Below are 15,320 nucleotides of genomic sequence, written 5' to 3' on the forward strand. Positions count from 1 at the left end.
ACAACGGCTCTGTTCCGACGTCCCGGCTTGATCCGGCTGCACCTCATCCCCGGCCACTGGCCTGGCCATTCCAGCCCTTCGTTTTGTGTTCTAGGGGCCTTCATGGACGTCTCTTTTCTGGGTGGCCCACAGCCGCAGCTCGGCGTGGGTGTCGTCGCTCCCTTCGACTTCGCGCTCGACCGAGAGCTCTGGCGCTGGGTGCCCGACGACGTGTCCCTCCACCTCACCCGCACCCCTTTCGTGCCCGTCGAGGTCAGCCTCGATCTGGCCCGTCTGGTCAGCGAGCACGAAACGCTGCACGCCGCCGTCCAGGCGCTGTGTGCGGTATCTCCCCAGGTCATCTCCTATGCCTGCACCTCCGGCAGCTTTGTCGCCGGGGTGGCGGGCGAGCGGGCCATGTGCGCCGCCATGGCCCAGGCGGGGGAGGTTCCCTCCCTCACGACATCGGGCGCACTGATCGAAGCGCTGCGCGAGATCGGCGCATGCCGCATCGCCGTGGTCACGCCTTACACGAAATCGGTCACCGACTCCCTGGAGGACTATCTCGGTGAAGCGGGCATCACGGTCACCGGCCGTGCCTACCTCGGGCTGACCCGGCACATCTGGAAGGTGCCCTACCGCGACGTCGTCGACATGGCCCGCGCGGCCGTGGTCGGCTCCGCCGACGCCCTCTTCATCAGCTGTACAAATCTGCCGACCTACGACGTCATCCCGCAGCTGGAGGCCGAGCTGCGGATGCCGGTGCTGTCCGCCAACCAGGTCACCATGTGGGCCGCGCTGCGGGCCATCGGCGTCCAGGCGGTGGGCCCGTATCAGGCACTGCTCGATCCGGTGGCGCGCCGCGGCCCGGCCGCGATGACCGGATCGGAAACGGAGGGACCGGACGGACCGGGAGAAGGGCTGCCGCGGGCGACTCCCGAGGCCGCCTTCGCCGCCTCCTCCGTGCCACCGGACGGGGAGGCCCTCGACGGTCTGGAGCCCCCGCCCTACCCACCCGAGGAATCGGGAGGCCTGCCCCCGGTGTGAGGCCGGCCGGTCCTGACCCGGCCCGCACCCCGACGCTGCCGGCGTCGCCCCACTCGCCGGCAGCGCCCGCCCGCACCACGTGCGAACGCACCCGCACCATCCGCGAACGCACCCGCACCATCCGCGAACGCACCCGCACCATCCGCGAACGCACCTGCACCATCCGCGAACCGCACCCGCATCACATGCGAACGCACCCGCACCATCCGCGAAACGCACCCGCACCCACGAACGCCCCTGCACCCGCAGCCGTACACACAAGGGAGACCTGCATGGCATCGGTCGGCTTCCTCTACCCCGGCTACTCCGCGGAGGACGACTACCCCCGGCTCGAAACGCTCCTGGGCGGCACGGTCCGCCTGCCGCTCGTGCACACCGACATCGGCGAGGACGCCCACCGGGTCGACGCGCTGCTGGAGATGGGCTCCGCCGCGCGGCTGGCGGCCGGCGTCGACACCCTCAAGGAGCGTGGCGCCGAGGCCGTCGTCTGGGCCTGTACGAGCGCCAGCTTCGTCTTCGGCTGGGAGGGCGCCCACGAACAGGTCCGGGAGCTGTCCGCCACCGCCGGCCTGCCCGCCTCCAGTACGTCCTTCGCCTTCGCGCACGCCGTGCGGGCGCTCGGCGCCCAGCGGGTCGCGATCGCCGCCACCTACCCCGACGACGTGGCCGAGCGCTTCCACGCGTTCTTGAAGTCCGCCGGTACGGAGGTCGTCTCGACCCGCGGCAGCGGCATCATCACCGCCGCCGAGGTCGGCACCTGGGGCCGCGAGGAGGTGCTCGCGCTGGCCCGCGCCGGCGACCACCCCGATGCCGAGGTGGTGCTGCTGCCGGACACCGCACTGCACACCGCCGAACATCTGCCGGCCCTCGAAGCGGAGCTGCGCAAGCCGGTGCTCACCGCCAATCAGGTGACGGCCTGGGAAGGCCTGCGGCTGCTCGACCGCACGATCGCCTGCCCGGCGCTCGGCACCCTCTTCTCCCGGGTGGCGCACGCCCAGGGCCCAAGCTGAAGATTCAGCCGGTGCGAAGACGGGGCGCGCCGGCCCGCGCCGCCGCGGCATCCGCTGCACCATCCCTGACAAGGCCGACCAGGCGCGTAACCGAAGGAAGCCCGGCTCCGGCGGCGGCCGTCCACCGCGAGCGCCACGCGGTCGGGTGCGGAATCAACCGCCTTGAGAGGCACCGCGCGGTCGCCACGCGATACGACACCCTCGCCGTCCGCCACGACGCGACAGCGCCGGTCGCCGCCCTCGACGCATGGCGGTGACGGAGACGGTCAACCAGGACCGGTCCGGCCGGTCCTATGGCATTCGGCCAGAGCGACGCGGGTCCGGTCCCTGAGTTCCGCCGCGCTGCGCCAGACCGTCCAGGATGAGGGTCAGCCCTGCCTCGAACGCCGACTCGCGATCGATGGGCAGGGGGTGGACCGGCGGGTTCGTGCTGTCGCCGGGGTCGGTGTCCGCCTGCTCCTCCAGGACGCTGCCGACCGTGAAGTGGCCGGCGGTCAGCATCGCCATCTGGGCATCTCGCTCCGGCACGCCGGAGGCGACCAGGAAAGCCATCTTGTGGGCGAGCCGGTCGAGGTCTGCCGTGGGGGTGCTCCCGGCGTGGAGCCGTGCGCCGTCGCGGCGCATCAGCAGGGTTCGTCGGAAGCTGCGCGTGTTCTCGAGGAACCAGTCGCGCCAGTCCTCGGCAGGCGTCGGCAGCGGAGCCGTCGCATGGGGCGCCATGGCGGCCGCCGCCATGGCGTGGAGGAGTTCCTTCTTGGTCCGGAAGTACCAGTAGAGCGACGGCTGCTCGACGCCCAGTCGCTTCGCCAGCCGTCTCGTGCTGACGGTGTCCAGCCCGACCTCGTCGAGCAGGTCGAGCGCCTCGGCGACCACGGTCTCACGGCTCAACTTCACCTTTGCCATGTTGACAACCTATCGCTGATAGGTGACTCTGCAGAAGCACCATTCACTGATAGATTCGGAGTGATGGACATGGCCCGGGAATCGGGAACACGGCCCCTGCGGGTCCTCATCTGCGGCGGCGGTGTCACGGGGCAGGCTCTGGCCTACTGGCTCGTCCGGGGCGGCCACCGGGTAACCGTCGTCGAACGCTTCCCGGCGCTGCGGGCCACCGGAGCCCAGGTGGACCTTCGAGGCCAGGGCATCGACGCCATCAAGAGCATGGGGCTCCTCGACGTCGTCAGGAGCAAGCTCGTGGACGAGGCGGGTGTCGCCCTCGTCGACAGTCGCGGCAGGGCGAGGGCGACGATCATGGCCAACACCTCCGGCAAAGGCCGGCAGACCCTGACGTCCGAGTACGAGATCATGCGCGGAGACCTTGTGCGTATCCTCCACGAGGCGACGAAGGACGACGTGGAGTACGTCTTCGGCGTGAGCGTGGAGAACTTCGAGCAGGACGAGAAGAAGGTCGTCGCCCATTTCTCCGACGGCTCCTTCGGGGAGTTCGACCTTCTGGTCGGTGCGGATGGGCAGGGATCGCGTATCCGCAGCTCCCTCCTGCCGCCCACGTCTCCTGACCCGTACTGGCCGCTGGGCATCCACATGGCCTACTGGTTCATTCCGCGCATCGCGTCCGACGGCAACATCCGGGACACCTACCACGCCCCCGGCGGCCGGATGATCATGCGCCGGAGCCACCACCCGACCGAGACCCAGGTCTACTTCGTGCTGCGGGAAGGCTCCGAGGAAGCCTCGGCCGTCCACCGGGAGCCGGTCGAAGACCAGAAGCGCTTCTGGACCGGCAGGTTCCGCGACGCGGGATGGCAGACCGGACGGTTCCTCGACGGCATGAGGGCGACCGAGAGCTTCTACTCCCAGGAGGTCGTCCAGGTACGCACCGACACATGGTCGAAGGGGCGCGTGGTCCTGGCCGGGGATGCCGCACACTGCGCCTCCCCCTACAGCGGCATGGGCGTCTCCGGCGGCCTGGTCGGCGCGTACGTCCTGGCCGGTGAGATCAATCGGCACCCCGGCGAACTGCCCAAGGCCCTGGCGCACTACGACACCACGCTGCGGCCGTTCGTCAACCAGATCCAGTCCCAGGTGAAACCGCACCTTCTGCGACTGGGCATGCCCATGAGCCGGCTCGCGGTCGACGCCCTCCACTCCGTCGCCGCACTCGCCTGTTTCCTGCGCATCCCCGGCCTCGTCGCCCGCCACTCGAAGGAGGACCGGGGCGGTGACTGGCAGCTCCCGGTGAGTCCGGCGCCCCTCGCCGGCTAGTCCGAGGCCATATCCGCCCCCGCCCTCGGCACTGCCCCCGCCCCCGGCCCCGGCCCCGTTCCCGGCTCCCGCCCGGGAATAAGTGGAGAAGGTCTCCGGTTGTCCTCCCCGCAGACCACCGACGCGAGGAGGACCCGCACCGTGAGCGGCGAGAACGACCAGACCCGGGACGGCGATCAGACGATCCGCGGCAGCGGCAGCGGCAGCGGCAGCGGCAGCGGCGACGGCGACGGGATCCGGGGCGTGGCTCCGGGCAGCGCCCCGGTCCCGCTGTCCGTGCTGGACCTGGTGACGGTCGGCGTCGGCCACACCGCTGCCGGTGCGGTCCGTACGGCCGTCGGCATCGCCCGTACGGCCGAACGCCGCGGCTTCCACCGCTACTGGGTCGCCGAGCACCACTCCATGCCCGGCGTCGCCTCCTCCTCGCCCGCGGTGCTGCTCGCCCACCTCGCCGCCCACACCGAGCGCATCCGCCTCGGCTCCGGCGGCGTCATGCTGCCCAACCACGCCCCCCTGGTGATCGCCGAACAGTTCGGCACCCTGGAGGCGATGGCCCCCGGCCGTATCGATCTGGGCCTGGGCCGCGCGCCGGGCACGGACGGCGCCACCGCCGCGGCCCTGCGGAGGACGGAGCAGCTGCACGAGGGCGCGGAGGAATTCCCGCAGCAACTGGCCGAATTGACCCGCTTCCTCGACGACTCCTTCCCCGACGGCCACCCGTACGCCAAGATCCACGCGGTCCCCGGCCCGGTCCAGGCCACCTCGCCCGGCGGCGTCCAGTCCGCCCACCGGCCGCCCCTGTGGCTGCTGGGCTCCTCCGGCTTCAGTGCCCGGCTCGCCGGCTCCCTCGGTCTGCCGTTCGCCTTCGCGCACCACTTCTCCGCGGCCAACACCCTTCCCGCGCTGGACCTCTACCGCGCCTCCTTCCGCCCCTCCGCGGTGCTGTCGCAGCCGTACGCCCTGATCGGGGTCGCCGCGCTCGCCGCCGACGAGGAGCGGGAGGCCCGGCGTCAGGTGATGACCGGCGCACTGTCCATGCTCCGGCTGCGTACCGGCCGCCCCGGCCTGGTCCCCAGCCCCGAGGAGGCCGAGGCGTACCCCTTCGACGAGAGGGAGCGGGGCTTCGTCGACACCTGGCTCGGCAATGTCGTCCACGGCACCCCGGACGCCGTCCGCCAGGGCCTGGACGACCTCGCCGAGCGCACCGGCGCCGACGAGTTGATGATCACCGCCAATGCCCACGGCGGCCCGGCCCGGCTGCGCTCCTACGAGCTGATCGCGGACGCTTACGGGCTGCCGAACGGCACCCCCTAGAGCTGTCGTCGTACGCGGTGGCTGCCGCCGCCGTCGATTCCGCCGGAGCCTGGCCGTGGGGGTCGCGCGCCGTCGCGGCGGGATTCTGTGTGCCGGTGCGGGGAACTTGCGCCGCCCGCACCGACGGGATCCCGGCCCCGGGCGCACTCGCTCCGCGCGGCGCTCAGGTACCCGTGTGCCGCCCCGCGTCCAGGAGTGCTTCGACCCGGTCGGGGGCGACCGGGCGGGAGTAGAGCCAGCCCTGCCCGGTGTCGCAGCCGATCCGGCGGAGCCGCTCGGCCTGTTCGGCGCTCTCCACGCACTCGGCGGTGACCGTGAGGCCGAGCCGGTGCGCCAGCGCCACCAGCGCCTCGACGATCATCTCGTCCGCCGGGTTGGGGTGCTCCTGCGAGCGGAAGCCGCGGACGAAGGAACCGTCCAGCTTCAGTACGGACACCGGGAGACGGCTGAGGTAGGCGAGGTTGGAGTAGCCGGTGCCGAAGTCGTCGATGGCGATCCGTACGCCCATGTCGCTGAGCGCCTGCAGGGCCTGCAGCGGCCGGCCTGCCGAGCCCATCACCGCCGACTCGGTCAGCTCCAGCTGCAGCAGCCGCGGCGGCAGCCCGGTCTCCGCGAGGATCCCGGCGACATCCGCGACCAGGTCGGAGTCCCACACCTGACGTACGGCCACATTGACGCTGACGAACAGCGGCTGGCCGGGGTGCCCCAGCTGCCAGGCCCGCGCCTGGTGGCAGGCCCGCGTGAGGACCCAGCGGCCCAGCTCGACGATCGCGCCGTTCTCCTCCGCCAGTGCGATGAACCGATTCGGCGAGAGCGTCCCGAACTGCGGATGCCGCCAGCGCACCAGTGCCTCCACGCCCTGCGCCCGGCCGTCGCCCAGTCCGACCAGCGGCTGGTACTCCAGGGTGAATTCGCCGCGGTCCACCGCCGGCCGCAGGGTGCTGGACAGCGCCTGCCGGGTCATCCGGTGGGCGTTGCGCTCCGGGTCGAAGAGCGTCCAGCGGGCCTTGCCGTCCTCCTTCGCCCAGTACAGCGTGGTGTCCGCGGCCTGCATCAGACCGGTCGCGGTGGTGCCGGTGGCGGTCCGCTCCACGACGCCGATGCTCGCCGACACCGACAGTCGCTGCCCCGCCAGGTCGAACGGCCGCTGCAGCGCGTCCAGGACGGACTGGGCCAGCTCGGCCAGCTGGTCGGTGCCGGTGGAGTCCTCCACCAGAAGAGCGAATTCGTCACCGCCCAGGCGCGCGACGAGATGCCCCGCGCGGCCCGGCCCGCGGTCGGCCGCGCTCTCCGCGCAGCGCGTCAGACGCTGCGCCACCGCGCTGAGCAGCCGGTCGCCGACGCGGTGCCCGAGGGTGTCGTTGACGGCCTTGAAGCCGTCCAGGTCGAGGTAGCACAGCCCGATCCGGCCGGTGCCGGACGGCTCGAAGGAGGCGGTCTCCAGCGCGGCGGACAGCCGCTCGAAGAACAGCGCGCGGTTGGGCAGCCGGGTCACCGGATCGTGCATCTGCAGATGCCGCAGCCGGGCCAGCAGATCGTGCCGGTCGCTGATGTCCGCCACCGACAGCAGCATCCGCTCCTCGCCGCTGAGCGGTTCCGGGGTCAGTGGCTCGACGGTCACTTTCACCCAGACGGAGTGCCCCTCGGGGTGTTTGAGGCGGCGGGTGCAGCGCAGCCGGTCGCTGCGGCCGCACAGCACCTCGCGGTAGGCGGTCCACACCCGCGGGTCGGCGCCGAGGTCGGTGAGGTCCGCCGCGGTGGCGGCGAGCAGCTCCGCCGGGTCGGCGCCGACCAGTTCGCCGAAGGCGGGGTTGGCGGCGAGGACCAGGCCGTCGCGGTTGAGGACGGCCATCGCCAGGCGCGCGGCCTGGAAGGTGGCGCGGTAGTCGCCGAGCGAGGCCGCGGTGTCATCGCAGCGGCCGGCGGGGGCGGGCCGGCCGTCGGCGGATGCTTTGGTCGTACCGTTACGCTCCGTCACTGAGGGCAGCGTCGCTCCGGGCGTGCGGCCCGGACTGTCGGGGTGTCCGCTCACTGCTCGCTCCCGCATGGCGCTTGTCTCGTGAGGAAGGGGGGATCTCGCGCTGGAAAGTGTGGCGATCATAGAGGCTGGCGCGACGGCCGAGCCAGCGACGCAGCCGTGATCCTCCGCCCGCATGACGGAACTTCAGCCATTTCTGCCCGGCTCTGTTCGTACTGAATGCCCCATTGGCCGTTTGTGACTTTCTGTTACGGGGCGACGAAGACGCGCCGGTCACTCTTCCGGGTCTGCAAAACAGGACGAATAGCATTAAATCGCCACAGGGTAGATGAGGTCTCCGAATCCGTCCCTGGAGGTATATGTGCCGCGCGCCCGGACACCCGGCGGGGTGGATCGCCGCCGCCTGCGGCGCGCCGCGGCCGTCGTCACTTCCCTGAGTGCGCTCATCGCGACGTCCATCGTCGCCGGACCCGCCACCGCCTCTGAGGCCGCCCTCCCCTGCGCCCTGGGGCGCACCGAGGCGCACCACTCCGAGGGCGTCGACAGCTGGAACGGCGCCTATCCGCGCCCGGACCGTCCGCTCAACGCCGTCATGATCTTCCTGTCCTTCCCGGACGCCCGGCCCACCGCCGCCCCGCGGGAGCTCTCCCGCGACTACTTCCCCGCCACCTCCGGCTTCTTCGACCGCGCCTCGTACGGGAAGTTCCGGCTGCGCCCGCACCTCCAGCGCGACTGGGTGCGGATGCCGCGCTCGTCCGTCTCGTACGGAATACAGCGCGACTGGGACGCCGGACGGCGCTCGGCCTATCTGCGCGACGCGGTCGCCGCCGCCGACCCTTCCGTGGACTTCGGCCGCTACGACGTGATCTATTTCGTCGCCGACCCGGACGCCCCCGGCGTCGACTCGGACGCCACCAAGGTCGTCAACCTCGACCAGCCGATGCGCGCCGACGACCACGATCTGCGCCGGTTCGTCACCGTCTTCGAGCAGAGCCCGCCGGACCGCAATGTTCTCGCCCACGAGACCGGGCACGTCTTCGACCTGCCGGACCTCTACCACCGGCCGGAGAACGGCAAGGGCGACTGGGACACCTACGTCGGCGACTGGGACCTCATGGGCAGCCAGTTCGGCCTGGCGCCCGACCCCCTGGCCTGGCACAAGTGGAAGCTCGGCTGGATCTCCGACAGCCAGGTTGACTGTGTCGATCTGAGCCGCCCGGCCATGCATGCGCTGCGCACCCTGTCCGCCCCCAAGGAGCCCCGGGCCCAGCGCCGGCCGCGGCTCCTGGTGGTCCGTACGGGGCCCGACAGCGCACTGGCCATCGAGGCACGCGGTGCCATGGGCAACGACCGCTCCCTGTGCACCGAAGGCGTGCTGGTCTACCGCGTGCACAGCCGGACCCCTTCCGGCTCGGGCCCCGTGCAGGTCCTCGACGGGCACCCCGGCACCTCGGCCTGCTGGGGCACCTCCGTCTACCCGCCGCTCGCGGATGCGCCGCTGGGGGTGGGGGAGAGCATGGACGACCGCGCGGACGGCGTCCGCATCCAGGTCGCGGGCCGGACCACCGACGGGGACTGGGCGGTCAAGGTCGGGCACGGCTGACGCCCGCCGATGCCCCAAGGCCGGGCGTACGACCGGCAGTGCGCGCGACGGGACCGGCACACGACGAAGGCCCCCACCGGAGTGGAGGCCTTCGACTGTCTGTGCGCCGCCAGGGACTCGAACCCCGGACCCGCTGATTAAGAGTCAGCTGCTCTAACCAACTGAGCTAGCGGCGCCTGCTGACGGGGAAAACATTAGCATCCTGGCCGGGGAGGGCAAAAATCGGTTTGTCTCAGCCCCGGGTCAGCGCCGAAACGCGGTGCTGAGCTGCGGTTTCCCGCTCGGGACCGGCCGCCGGACGGGCGGCGCGGACACAGGCCCACAGCAGTACGTCCGGGCCGGGCAGCCAGGGGTCGCGGACGTCCGGCGCCACCAGCCAGCGGGAAGCGGCCGGGCCGGCCGGGTCGTCGGCCGCCAGGAAGGCGCCCGGTGCGGGCGCCTCCTCACCGGCGCCGTGGCGGGGGTGCAGCGGCGGGACGGTCACCGCGTCCCCACTGCCGTGGCACAGCAGCGGGGGGACGGCGGCGGCCCACTCCTCCCAGCCGAGCAGCGCGGGCAGCCGCTGGGCCGTACCCGGCGCCGCGAACAGCAGGATCCGCCCGCGGTGCGCGGCCACCGGCCCCGATCCGGGACCGGCGGACCATAAACGGTCGACCATGCGCCGCCCGAAGAGCGCGGGGGCGTTGATCACGTCGAAAGCGGTGCCGCACGGCAGCACGCTCGGCGCGGCCGGCCGGGTCGCCCACAGGGTGTGCATCTCGTCCGGGTGGGGGCTGGCGGAAGCGAGCCAGTCGGCGCCCGCGAGGGTGACGTACGCCGCGGTGGGAAAGGCCAGGGTGCGGGGGGTCTCAGGCAGCCATTCGCTCATGGGTGACAGGTCTACCGATACGGCGCCTGCGGACTGAGCTGATTGGCGGAAAACGGGACGGGGCGCTGGGGGAGCCGGTATCTTGCGCCTCTTGCATATGCCAGCGGCTCATGATCAAGGACCATGAGCCGTGTGGGGCGCATTGTGCGGATGTGATTCCCGGGGTGGCCGGCAGGACCGGGGCGCTCAGTCCATATCGCCCGGCAGTGTGCTGCTGCTGCGCATCAGGGTGCGGCCGAACTCGATCATCTTCTGCGCATAGTCCTCGGTCCACTCCGCCTGCTCCGCCAGCGCGGCCAGCGGTGTCCGGTCGAACCGGCTGGGGTCGGCCAGCTGGGCCGCGGCCAGCGCCTGGAACTCCGTGGCGCGGTCGGCCGCGGCGCGGAAGGCGAGGGCCAGCTCGGTGGCGCGGCTGAGCAGCTCGTGCGGATCCTCCATCGACTCCAGGTCGAAGAAGTGCTCGGGGTCGGCGACGGCCTCGGGCGGCTCGAACAGCAGCTGCGCGGGCTTCATCCGCCGTGGTCCCGGCGCCGTACCACGCGGGTCGGGAGCCGGTCGCGGCTCGGACATGTACCTACCTCCAGATCGTGTGCCGCATTCCATTGTCCCGCCCCGCGCAAGGGGGCCGTGGTCCGTGCCGCGCGGGGCATGCCCGCACCGTCGCGTTCGCCGTCCGCCACCGCCGTCACACGGGCGGCGGCAGACGGCGGCCGTTGTCCCCGAGAGCGCCATGCCACCCGGTCAGGGGCGCCATGTCACCCGGTGCTCCGCCAGGTGGGCGAGGACGGCGTGGTGGGCCTCCCAGCCGTCCGGGAACTTGACCGTGACGCCGAGGCGGACCGGTTCGGTCGAGGGATGTTCGTCCAGCAGGTCGGCGACGCCCGCCCGGCAGACCACGATGCAGGCGTGCCGGTGGCGGGAGGCGAGCACGCACAGCCGGCCGGTCTCCAGATGGAACGCCGTGGCGTCGGGGCGGCCGGACAGCGGGTGGAGGACGACCGTGACATCGAACTCGCGGCCCTGGAGGCGGTTGGCGGTGTCCACCGCGACCCCGGTCACCCCCAGCTCGGCGAGCGCGGCCCGGACGGCTGCCGCCTGGTCACGATGGGCCGTGCCGACCGCGATCCGGCCCGCTGTGAGCGGCACCGGGACGGCGGGCCCCCCGTCGGGACCCCGGCCCTCGCTGGTGGCGGCGCCGCCGCGGTCCAGGAGCCGGCGGACGACGTGGGCCACCGCGCGCACCGCCTCCGGGTCCGTACGCGGCGTACGGCGGGCGGGGAGTTCCAGCAGGCCCCAGCCGGACTCCGCGGCCTCGTCCAGCACGCGGTCCACCCCCGAACCGTCGCCCGGCACGCCGAACGCCAGCCGGCGGTCGCCGTGGCCGGTGCCGCTGCGGAACGGGGTGTACGGATAGAACGCGGCGGACACCAGCGGCGCGGCGGACGCGGGCAGCCGCCAGGAGACCGGCAGCCGGTGCTGCGGCAGATCGGGGTTGTGGGCCAGGAGGGTGGACACCGCGCTCGCGGACGGGTCGTACGCCAGCCCCGCCCACTGCTCCGCGCCGACCACGCTGAACGGATCCAGCTGGCCCGGGTCGCCGACGAACAGCGCCTGCTCGAAGAGCCCGGCGACGCTCAGCAGCGCATCGGAGCGCATCTGGTAGGCCTCGTCCACGATGGCGTGCCGCCAGGGCTCGTCGACCTTGGTGTACGCCCACTTCGCGGCCGTCGAGACCACGATGTCCAGCCCGGCCAGATCGGCGGCCTTCGCGGACGTACGGACCGCGGGCAGCTCGGCCAGCGCGGGATCGAACGCGCCGGGCTCGCTGCTGTGCAGCCGGCCGACGGGCAGCTGCGGGTCCTTCTCGGCGAGCCGCAGGACGAGGTCGTCGACCTGGGCGTTGGTCTGCGCGACCACCATCAGCGGGCGTCCGGCGGCGGCGAGTTCGCGGGCCGCCCGCACCACGAGGGTGGACTTTCCGGCGCCGGGCGGGGAGTCCACGACCACGCCGCGGCGGGAGCCGTGCAGCGTGTCGTGCAGGATCGCTTCGGTCGCCGCGGCGGCCGCCGCGGCGGGATCGAAGGAACCGGCCGGGGTGGCGTGGGGATCCTGAGTGGCCGTCATACGGCGGGGTTCTCCAGGGTGGTTGAGTACCGGGCGCGGGTCACAGGAAGTCCTCCGTGGTCACGGGGTCGGGGGCGTCGTGCGGCAGGTCCGCACCGCCGGGCGGGGGGCCGCCGTGGGTCCACGGGGTGTCCTCCGGGTTCGGGAGCTCCGGGCCGCCGCGCGGGGCGTGCTCGAACAGCGTCCAGCACACCGTCTCGTCCGGCTCCGGCACCGACCCGGGCTCCGGTGTCTTCCCGCGCCCCATTCCGCCCGTCAGCCGCACCACCAGCGCGCCCGGCTCCCCGGCCACGGACGCCACATATTCGGCGGTCTGGGTCCTGCCGTCCGCCAGGGGGCGGTAGAGCTTGCCGCCCCCGGACAGCTGTGGGCGGTCGGCCGTCCACAGCGTGACCAGCGGGCGCGGCATCGGCCGCTTGCCCTCGGAGAACGCCATCTCGACGGCGGTGACCGTGCCCAGGAACGCCTCGCCGGCCAGCCGCCGCCCGGCCATCACCAGCGGGTCGTCCAGGGCTTCCTGGGCGTCGAGCTGGGCCTGTGCGGTCTCCCGTGCGGACAGCTTCTGCGCGGCGGTGACTGCGTCGTCCTGCTTGGGCTGCGGGGGCTCCCCGGCGCGCACCCGGTCCCGGTGCGCCGTGTACGACCAGCGGTCGCGCTTCCAGCGGTCGGGGACCCGGGTGCCCTCGGGGAGCGTCCGCAGCAGGTCGAGGCCGTGCCAGACGGCGTCCCAGGCCGGCCGCAGCTGCCCCTCGACCAGGGCACGGAGCGCGTCCTCGGCGCCCGGCAGCCCGGCGTCGTAGCGGGCCATCGCGGGGGCGAGCAGCCGGTTGTCGAACGCCGGGTCGGTGGCGGGGCCGGCCGGCGGGCACAGCAGCTGCCCGTCCGCGTCGCGCCCGGACTCCGCGCGCTCGGCCGCCTCCTGGCCCGACAGCCCCGGCGGCGGGTCGATCCAGGAGAGCAGCGCGCCCAGATGCTGGTCCTCCAGCACGCTCTGGCCGCTCGCCCAGTGGCGGGTCAGCAGATCCGTCATGGACAGCAGCAGGCTCGCGCCGGGGACGCGCGCCCGCTCGCCGAAATGGGTCAGCCAGCGGCCCAGCAGCGGCACATGCGGCGGCGCGGGGTACGGCGTCTCCGGCTCCTGCTCGGCCGTCCGCCGGAACCGCATCGAGCGGCCCAGCAGCCGTACGAACTCGATGCCGGCGGCGCTCGGCACGATCAACTGGGGTGCGTCCGCACACAGTTCGACCTGCACCGGGACCTTCTTGCCGGTCTCCGGGTCGGTCTCCTTGCGCTCCTCCCGTTCGACGGCGTCCGCGAAGCCGTCCACATACGGCAGTACCGTCTCCGCCAGCTCGGCGAGGAACGCGAACCGCAGCTCGCGGTCGCGCGGCTGCGGGACGGCCAGCAGCACCGGCTTCTCGCGGTCCGTGCCGGCCAGCGCGCCCAGCGGGGCGCCGGCCTCGCCCGCGGTCGTCAGCGGGACGAGCACCAAGGGGCGTGCGGACAGATGGCGGTGCCGCACCGTGCACCGCGGCCGGGCACGGCCCGCGGCGACCGCCTCCATCCGGGCCAGTGTGTCGATCAGTGACATTCCGGCTCCTTTGCCCGCGGGGCCGGGACGACGGCGCCGGCCAGCGCCTCGGCGCGCAGCGCGGCGGCCCGGCGCAGCGCCGCCACGGCCGCGTCCTGCGGGCCGTCCGGATCCACGGCGGCCCCCGGTCCGTCCGGATCCGCGGCGGCCCCCGGCCCGTCCGGGCCGGCCGCCGTGAGCACCTCCTCGATGGTGCGCAGACCGCCCAACTCGCCCCGCACTCCGCGCCCCAGCACCTCCACCGCGCCGTCCTGACGGGACCGCTTACGGCAGTGGAAGGCCAGCTCGCAGGCGGCCAGGCACTCGGGGGCGTAGGCCGCGCCGACCGCCTCGACGGCCTCGGCCAGCTCCTCGGGCGGGCGGGTCGCGGTCTTCCCGTCGTCCGTCAGGCGGAGGTCGAAGGTGGTCCCGTCGGGGAGCGCGGCGGCGATCTCCTCGACCCGGGTGAGACGGCTCAGCTGCCGCCGGGTCGTGGCCAGTTGCTTGCGGACGTCGACGGCGGCGGCCGTGGGGAGGTTGGAGAAGTCCCTCGGGCACACCAGCAGCACCCGGTCGCGGACCCGGACCGCGCGGCCGGTGCGCGCGCCGACATGCGCCGCGACCGGCTCCAGGGCCAGTACGTACACCGCCGCCTGCCGCGCGGCGGCGCCCACCTTGGCGGCGTCCGCCGAACCGTCGATCACCGGGAAGGACTTGATCTCGACGACCGTCCAGCTGCCGTCCGGATGCACCACCACCGCATCCGGCTCCACATAGGCGGGCGCGCCGGCCACCTCCACGGCCAGCAGCGGATGGTCGAGCAGCGCCCAGCTGCCGGCCGCGGTCGCCTCGCGCAGCGCCAGCGCCGTACGCGCCGCCCGGCCCTCCGGTCCGGCCGCGGACAGGTCCGGAAGGGCGACCTCCTCGGGGGTGGGCGCCGGGGTGCCGGGCGCCAGCCGTTCGTGCAGCAGCCGCAGCAGCTCCGTACCGCCGCCGGCCTTCACCCGGGCCTCGAACGAATTGCCCCGGACGATCGCGAACTGGGACTGGCCGTACCCCGCCGGCGAGCCCAGCGCCTGGGCCAGCGCGCCCTTGTCGATGCCCGCACCGTCCAGCAGCGCACGGCGGCGGCAGCCGGGGTTGGCGGCCAGCGCGGCCAGCGCGCGGGCGTCGAGGGAACGGGGGCGTACGCCGGGGCCGCGCAGCTCCGTGAGTCTCCTCGGGCCGGCGCCGGGAGCTGCCCCGGGCCGCGGGGTCGGTGTCGCCGCCGGCTGCTCCGCCACGGGGGCGGCCGACGCGGGTCGGCTGTCGCGGAAAACGTTCACCCGCGGAAGTCTCGCATCCGGCACTGACATCCGGCACTGACATCCGGGACTGACATCCGGGACTGACATCCGGCACTGACATCCGGCACTGGCATCCGGGACGACCGCCCACGAACCGGTCGCCCGTGGATGCCGCTCCCGGTGCGCCCCTCCGCGATACGGCAGCGTGCCCGGGGCAGGCCCCGCGAGGCTCACCGGCAGGCCGGGGACCGGCCCCGGTCCGGGGCATGGTCCGGGGCCGGACCGAGGCCGGACCGGGCGGCATCCCCGTACGGCGCC

General features: G+C 73.3%; 12 protein-coding genes and 1 tRNA gene. 5 read left to right on the top strand and 8 right to left on the bottom strand.

Features of this window, described 5'->3' with window-relative positions; translation table 11 throughout:
- The first annotated feature begins 102 nt into the window (after positions 1-102).
- Positions 103-1,026, top strand: a complete 924-nt coding sequence (locus ACWGJY_RS16200) for a maleate cis-trans isomerase family protein (protein ID WP_453261438.1) — start codon at positions 103-105, stop codon at positions 1,024-1,026.
- 272 nt (positions 1,027-1,298) lie between these two features.
- Positions 1,299-2,036, top strand: a complete 738-nt coding sequence (locus ACWGJY_RS16205; RefSeq protein WP_453261439.1) for a maleate cis-trans isomerase family protein — start codon at positions 1,299-1,301, stop codon at positions 2,034-2,036.
- Positions 2,037-2,327: 291 nt separating this feature from the next.
- Here ACWGJY_RS16205 and ACWGJY_RS16210 read toward each other — a convergent pair whose 3' ends face one another.
- The gene (locus ACWGJY_RS16210) at positions 2,328-2,939 is read right to left on the bottom strand and encodes a TetR/AcrR family transcriptional regulator C-terminal domain-containing protein (RefSeq protein WP_453261440.1); all 612 of its coding nucleotides are present in this window, start codon (positions 2,937-2,939) and stop codon (positions 2,328-2,330) included.
- Positions 2,940-3,002: 63 nt separating this feature from the next.
- On the opposite strand from ACWGJY_RS16210, the gene ACWGJY_RS16215 reads away from it, so the two are divergent.
- Together ACWGJY_RS16215 and ACWGJY_RS16220 are read left to right on the top strand one after the other, a co-directional pair.
- A complete protein-coding gene (locus ACWGJY_RS16215; RefSeq protein ID WP_453261441.1) occupies positions 3,003-4,259 on the top strand; it encodes an FAD-dependent oxidoreductase in 1,257 nt (418 codons plus the stop codon).
- A gap of 141 nt (positions 4,260-4,400) precedes the next feature.
- Positions 4,401-5,573: an LLM class flavin-dependent oxidoreductase gene (locus ACWGJY_RS16220; protein ID WP_453261442.1), complete on the top strand. Its 1,173-nt coding sequence runs from the start codon at positions 4,401-4,403 to the stop codon at positions 5,571-5,573.
- Between the two features lie 163 nt (positions 5,574-5,736).
- On the opposite strand, the gene ACWGJY_RS16225 is transcribed toward ACWGJY_RS16220, so the two are convergent.
- Positions 5,737-7,551 carry a putative bifunctional diguanylate cyclase/phosphodiesterase gene (locus ACWGJY_RS16225; RefSeq protein WP_453261443.1) on the bottom strand — a complete coding sequence of 605 codons (1,815 nt, stop codon included), beginning with the start codon at positions 7,549-7,551 and terminating at the stop codon, positions 5,737-5,739.
- 361 nt (positions 7,552-7,912) lie between these two features.
- Here ACWGJY_RS16225 and ACWGJY_RS16230 point away from each other — a divergent pair, with 361 nt between their 5' ends.
- Complete coding sequence (locus ACWGJY_RS16230) at positions 7,913-9,154, top strand: M6 family metalloprotease domain-containing protein (RefSeq protein ID WP_453261472.1); 1,242 nt, start codon at positions 7,913-7,915, stop codon at positions 9,152-9,154.
- Positions 9,155-9,256: 102 nt separating this feature from the next.
- Here ACWGJY_RS16230 and ACWGJY_RS16235 read toward each other — a convergent pair.
- The 6 genes from ACWGJY_RS16235 to ACWGJY_RS16260 all read right to left on the bottom strand — a co-directional run bounded on the left by ACWGJY_RS16235 (position 9,257) and on the right by ACWGJY_RS16260 (position 15,041).
- Positions 9,257-9,330: transfer RNA gene (locus ACWGJY_RS16235), tRNA-Lys, on the bottom strand.
- Between the two features lie 56 nt (positions 9,331-9,386).
- A complete protein-coding gene (locus ACWGJY_RS16240) occupies positions 9,387-10,022 on the bottom strand; it encodes a bifunctional DNA primase/polymerase (protein WP_453261444.1) in 636 nt (211 codons plus the stop codon).
- A 186-nt stretch (positions 10,023-10,208) separates the two neighbouring features.
- Complete coding sequence (locus tag ACWGJY_RS16245) at positions 10,209-10,592, bottom strand: hypothetical protein (RefSeq protein ID WP_453261445.1); 384 nt, start codon at positions 10,590-10,592, stop codon at positions 10,209-10,211.
- 171 nt (positions 10,593-10,763) lie between these two features.
- The gene (locus tag ACWGJY_RS16250) at positions 10,764-12,146 is read right to left on the bottom strand and encodes an AAA domain-containing protein (RefSeq protein ID WP_453261446.1); all 1,383 of its coding nucleotides are present in this window, start codon (positions 12,144-12,146) and stop codon (positions 10,764-10,766) included.
- Positions 12,147-12,186: 40 nt separating this feature from the next.
- Positions 12,187-13,737: a hypothetical protein gene (locus ACWGJY_RS16255; protein WP_453261447.1), complete on the bottom strand. Its 1,551-nt coding sequence runs from the start codon at positions 13,735-13,737 to the stop codon at positions 12,187-12,189.
- Positions 13,728-15,041, bottom strand: a complete 1,314-nt coding sequence (locus ACWGJY_RS16260) for a hypothetical protein (protein WP_453261448.1) — start codon at positions 15,039-15,041, stop codon at positions 13,728-13,730. Before ACWGJY_RS16260 ends, ACWGJY_RS16255 begins: the two co-directional genes overlap by 10 nt.
- Positions 15,042-15,320 lie beyond the last annotated feature (279 nt).

The sequence above is a fragment of the Streptomyces sp. NPDC054765 genome, from assembly GCF_053612065.1.

What these genes read in the sequence shown, in the direction of transcription:
- ACWGJY_RS16255 (WP_453261447.1), bottom strand. Translation starts at nt 13,737, where the DNA reads ATGTCACTGATCGACACACTGGCCCGGATGGAGGCGGTCGCCGCGGGC.
- ACWGJY_RS16200 (WP_453261438.1), top strand. Translation starts at nt 103, where the DNA reads ATGGACGTCTCTTTTCTGGGTGGCCCACAGCCGCAGCTCGGCGTGGGT.
- ACWGJY_RS16205 (WP_453261439.1), top strand. Translation starts at nt 1,299, where the DNA reads ATGGCATCGGTCGGCTTCCTCTACCCCGGCTACTCCGCGGAGGACGAC.
- ACWGJY_RS16210 (WP_453261440.1), bottom strand. Translation starts at nt 2,939, where the DNA reads ATGGCAAAGGTGAAGTTGAGCCGTGAGACCGTGGTCGCCGAGGCGCTC.
- ACWGJY_RS16245 (WP_453261445.1), bottom strand. Translation starts at nt 10,592, where the DNA reads ATGTCCGAGCCGCGACCGGCTCCCGACCCGCGTGGTACGGCGCCGGGA.
- ACWGJY_RS16250 (WP_453261446.1), bottom strand. Translation starts at nt 12,146, where the DNA reads ATGACGGCCACTCAGGATCCCCACGCCACCCCGGCCGGTTCCTTCGAT.
- ACWGJY_RS16240 (WP_453261444.1), bottom strand. Translation starts at nt 10,022, where the DNA reads ATGAGCGAATGGCTGCCTGAGACCCCCCGCACCCTGGCCTTTCCCACC.
- ACWGJY_RS16215 (WP_453261441.1), top strand. Translation starts at nt 3,003, where the DNA reads ATGGACATGGCCCGGGAATCGGGAACACGGCCCCTGCGGGTCCTCATC.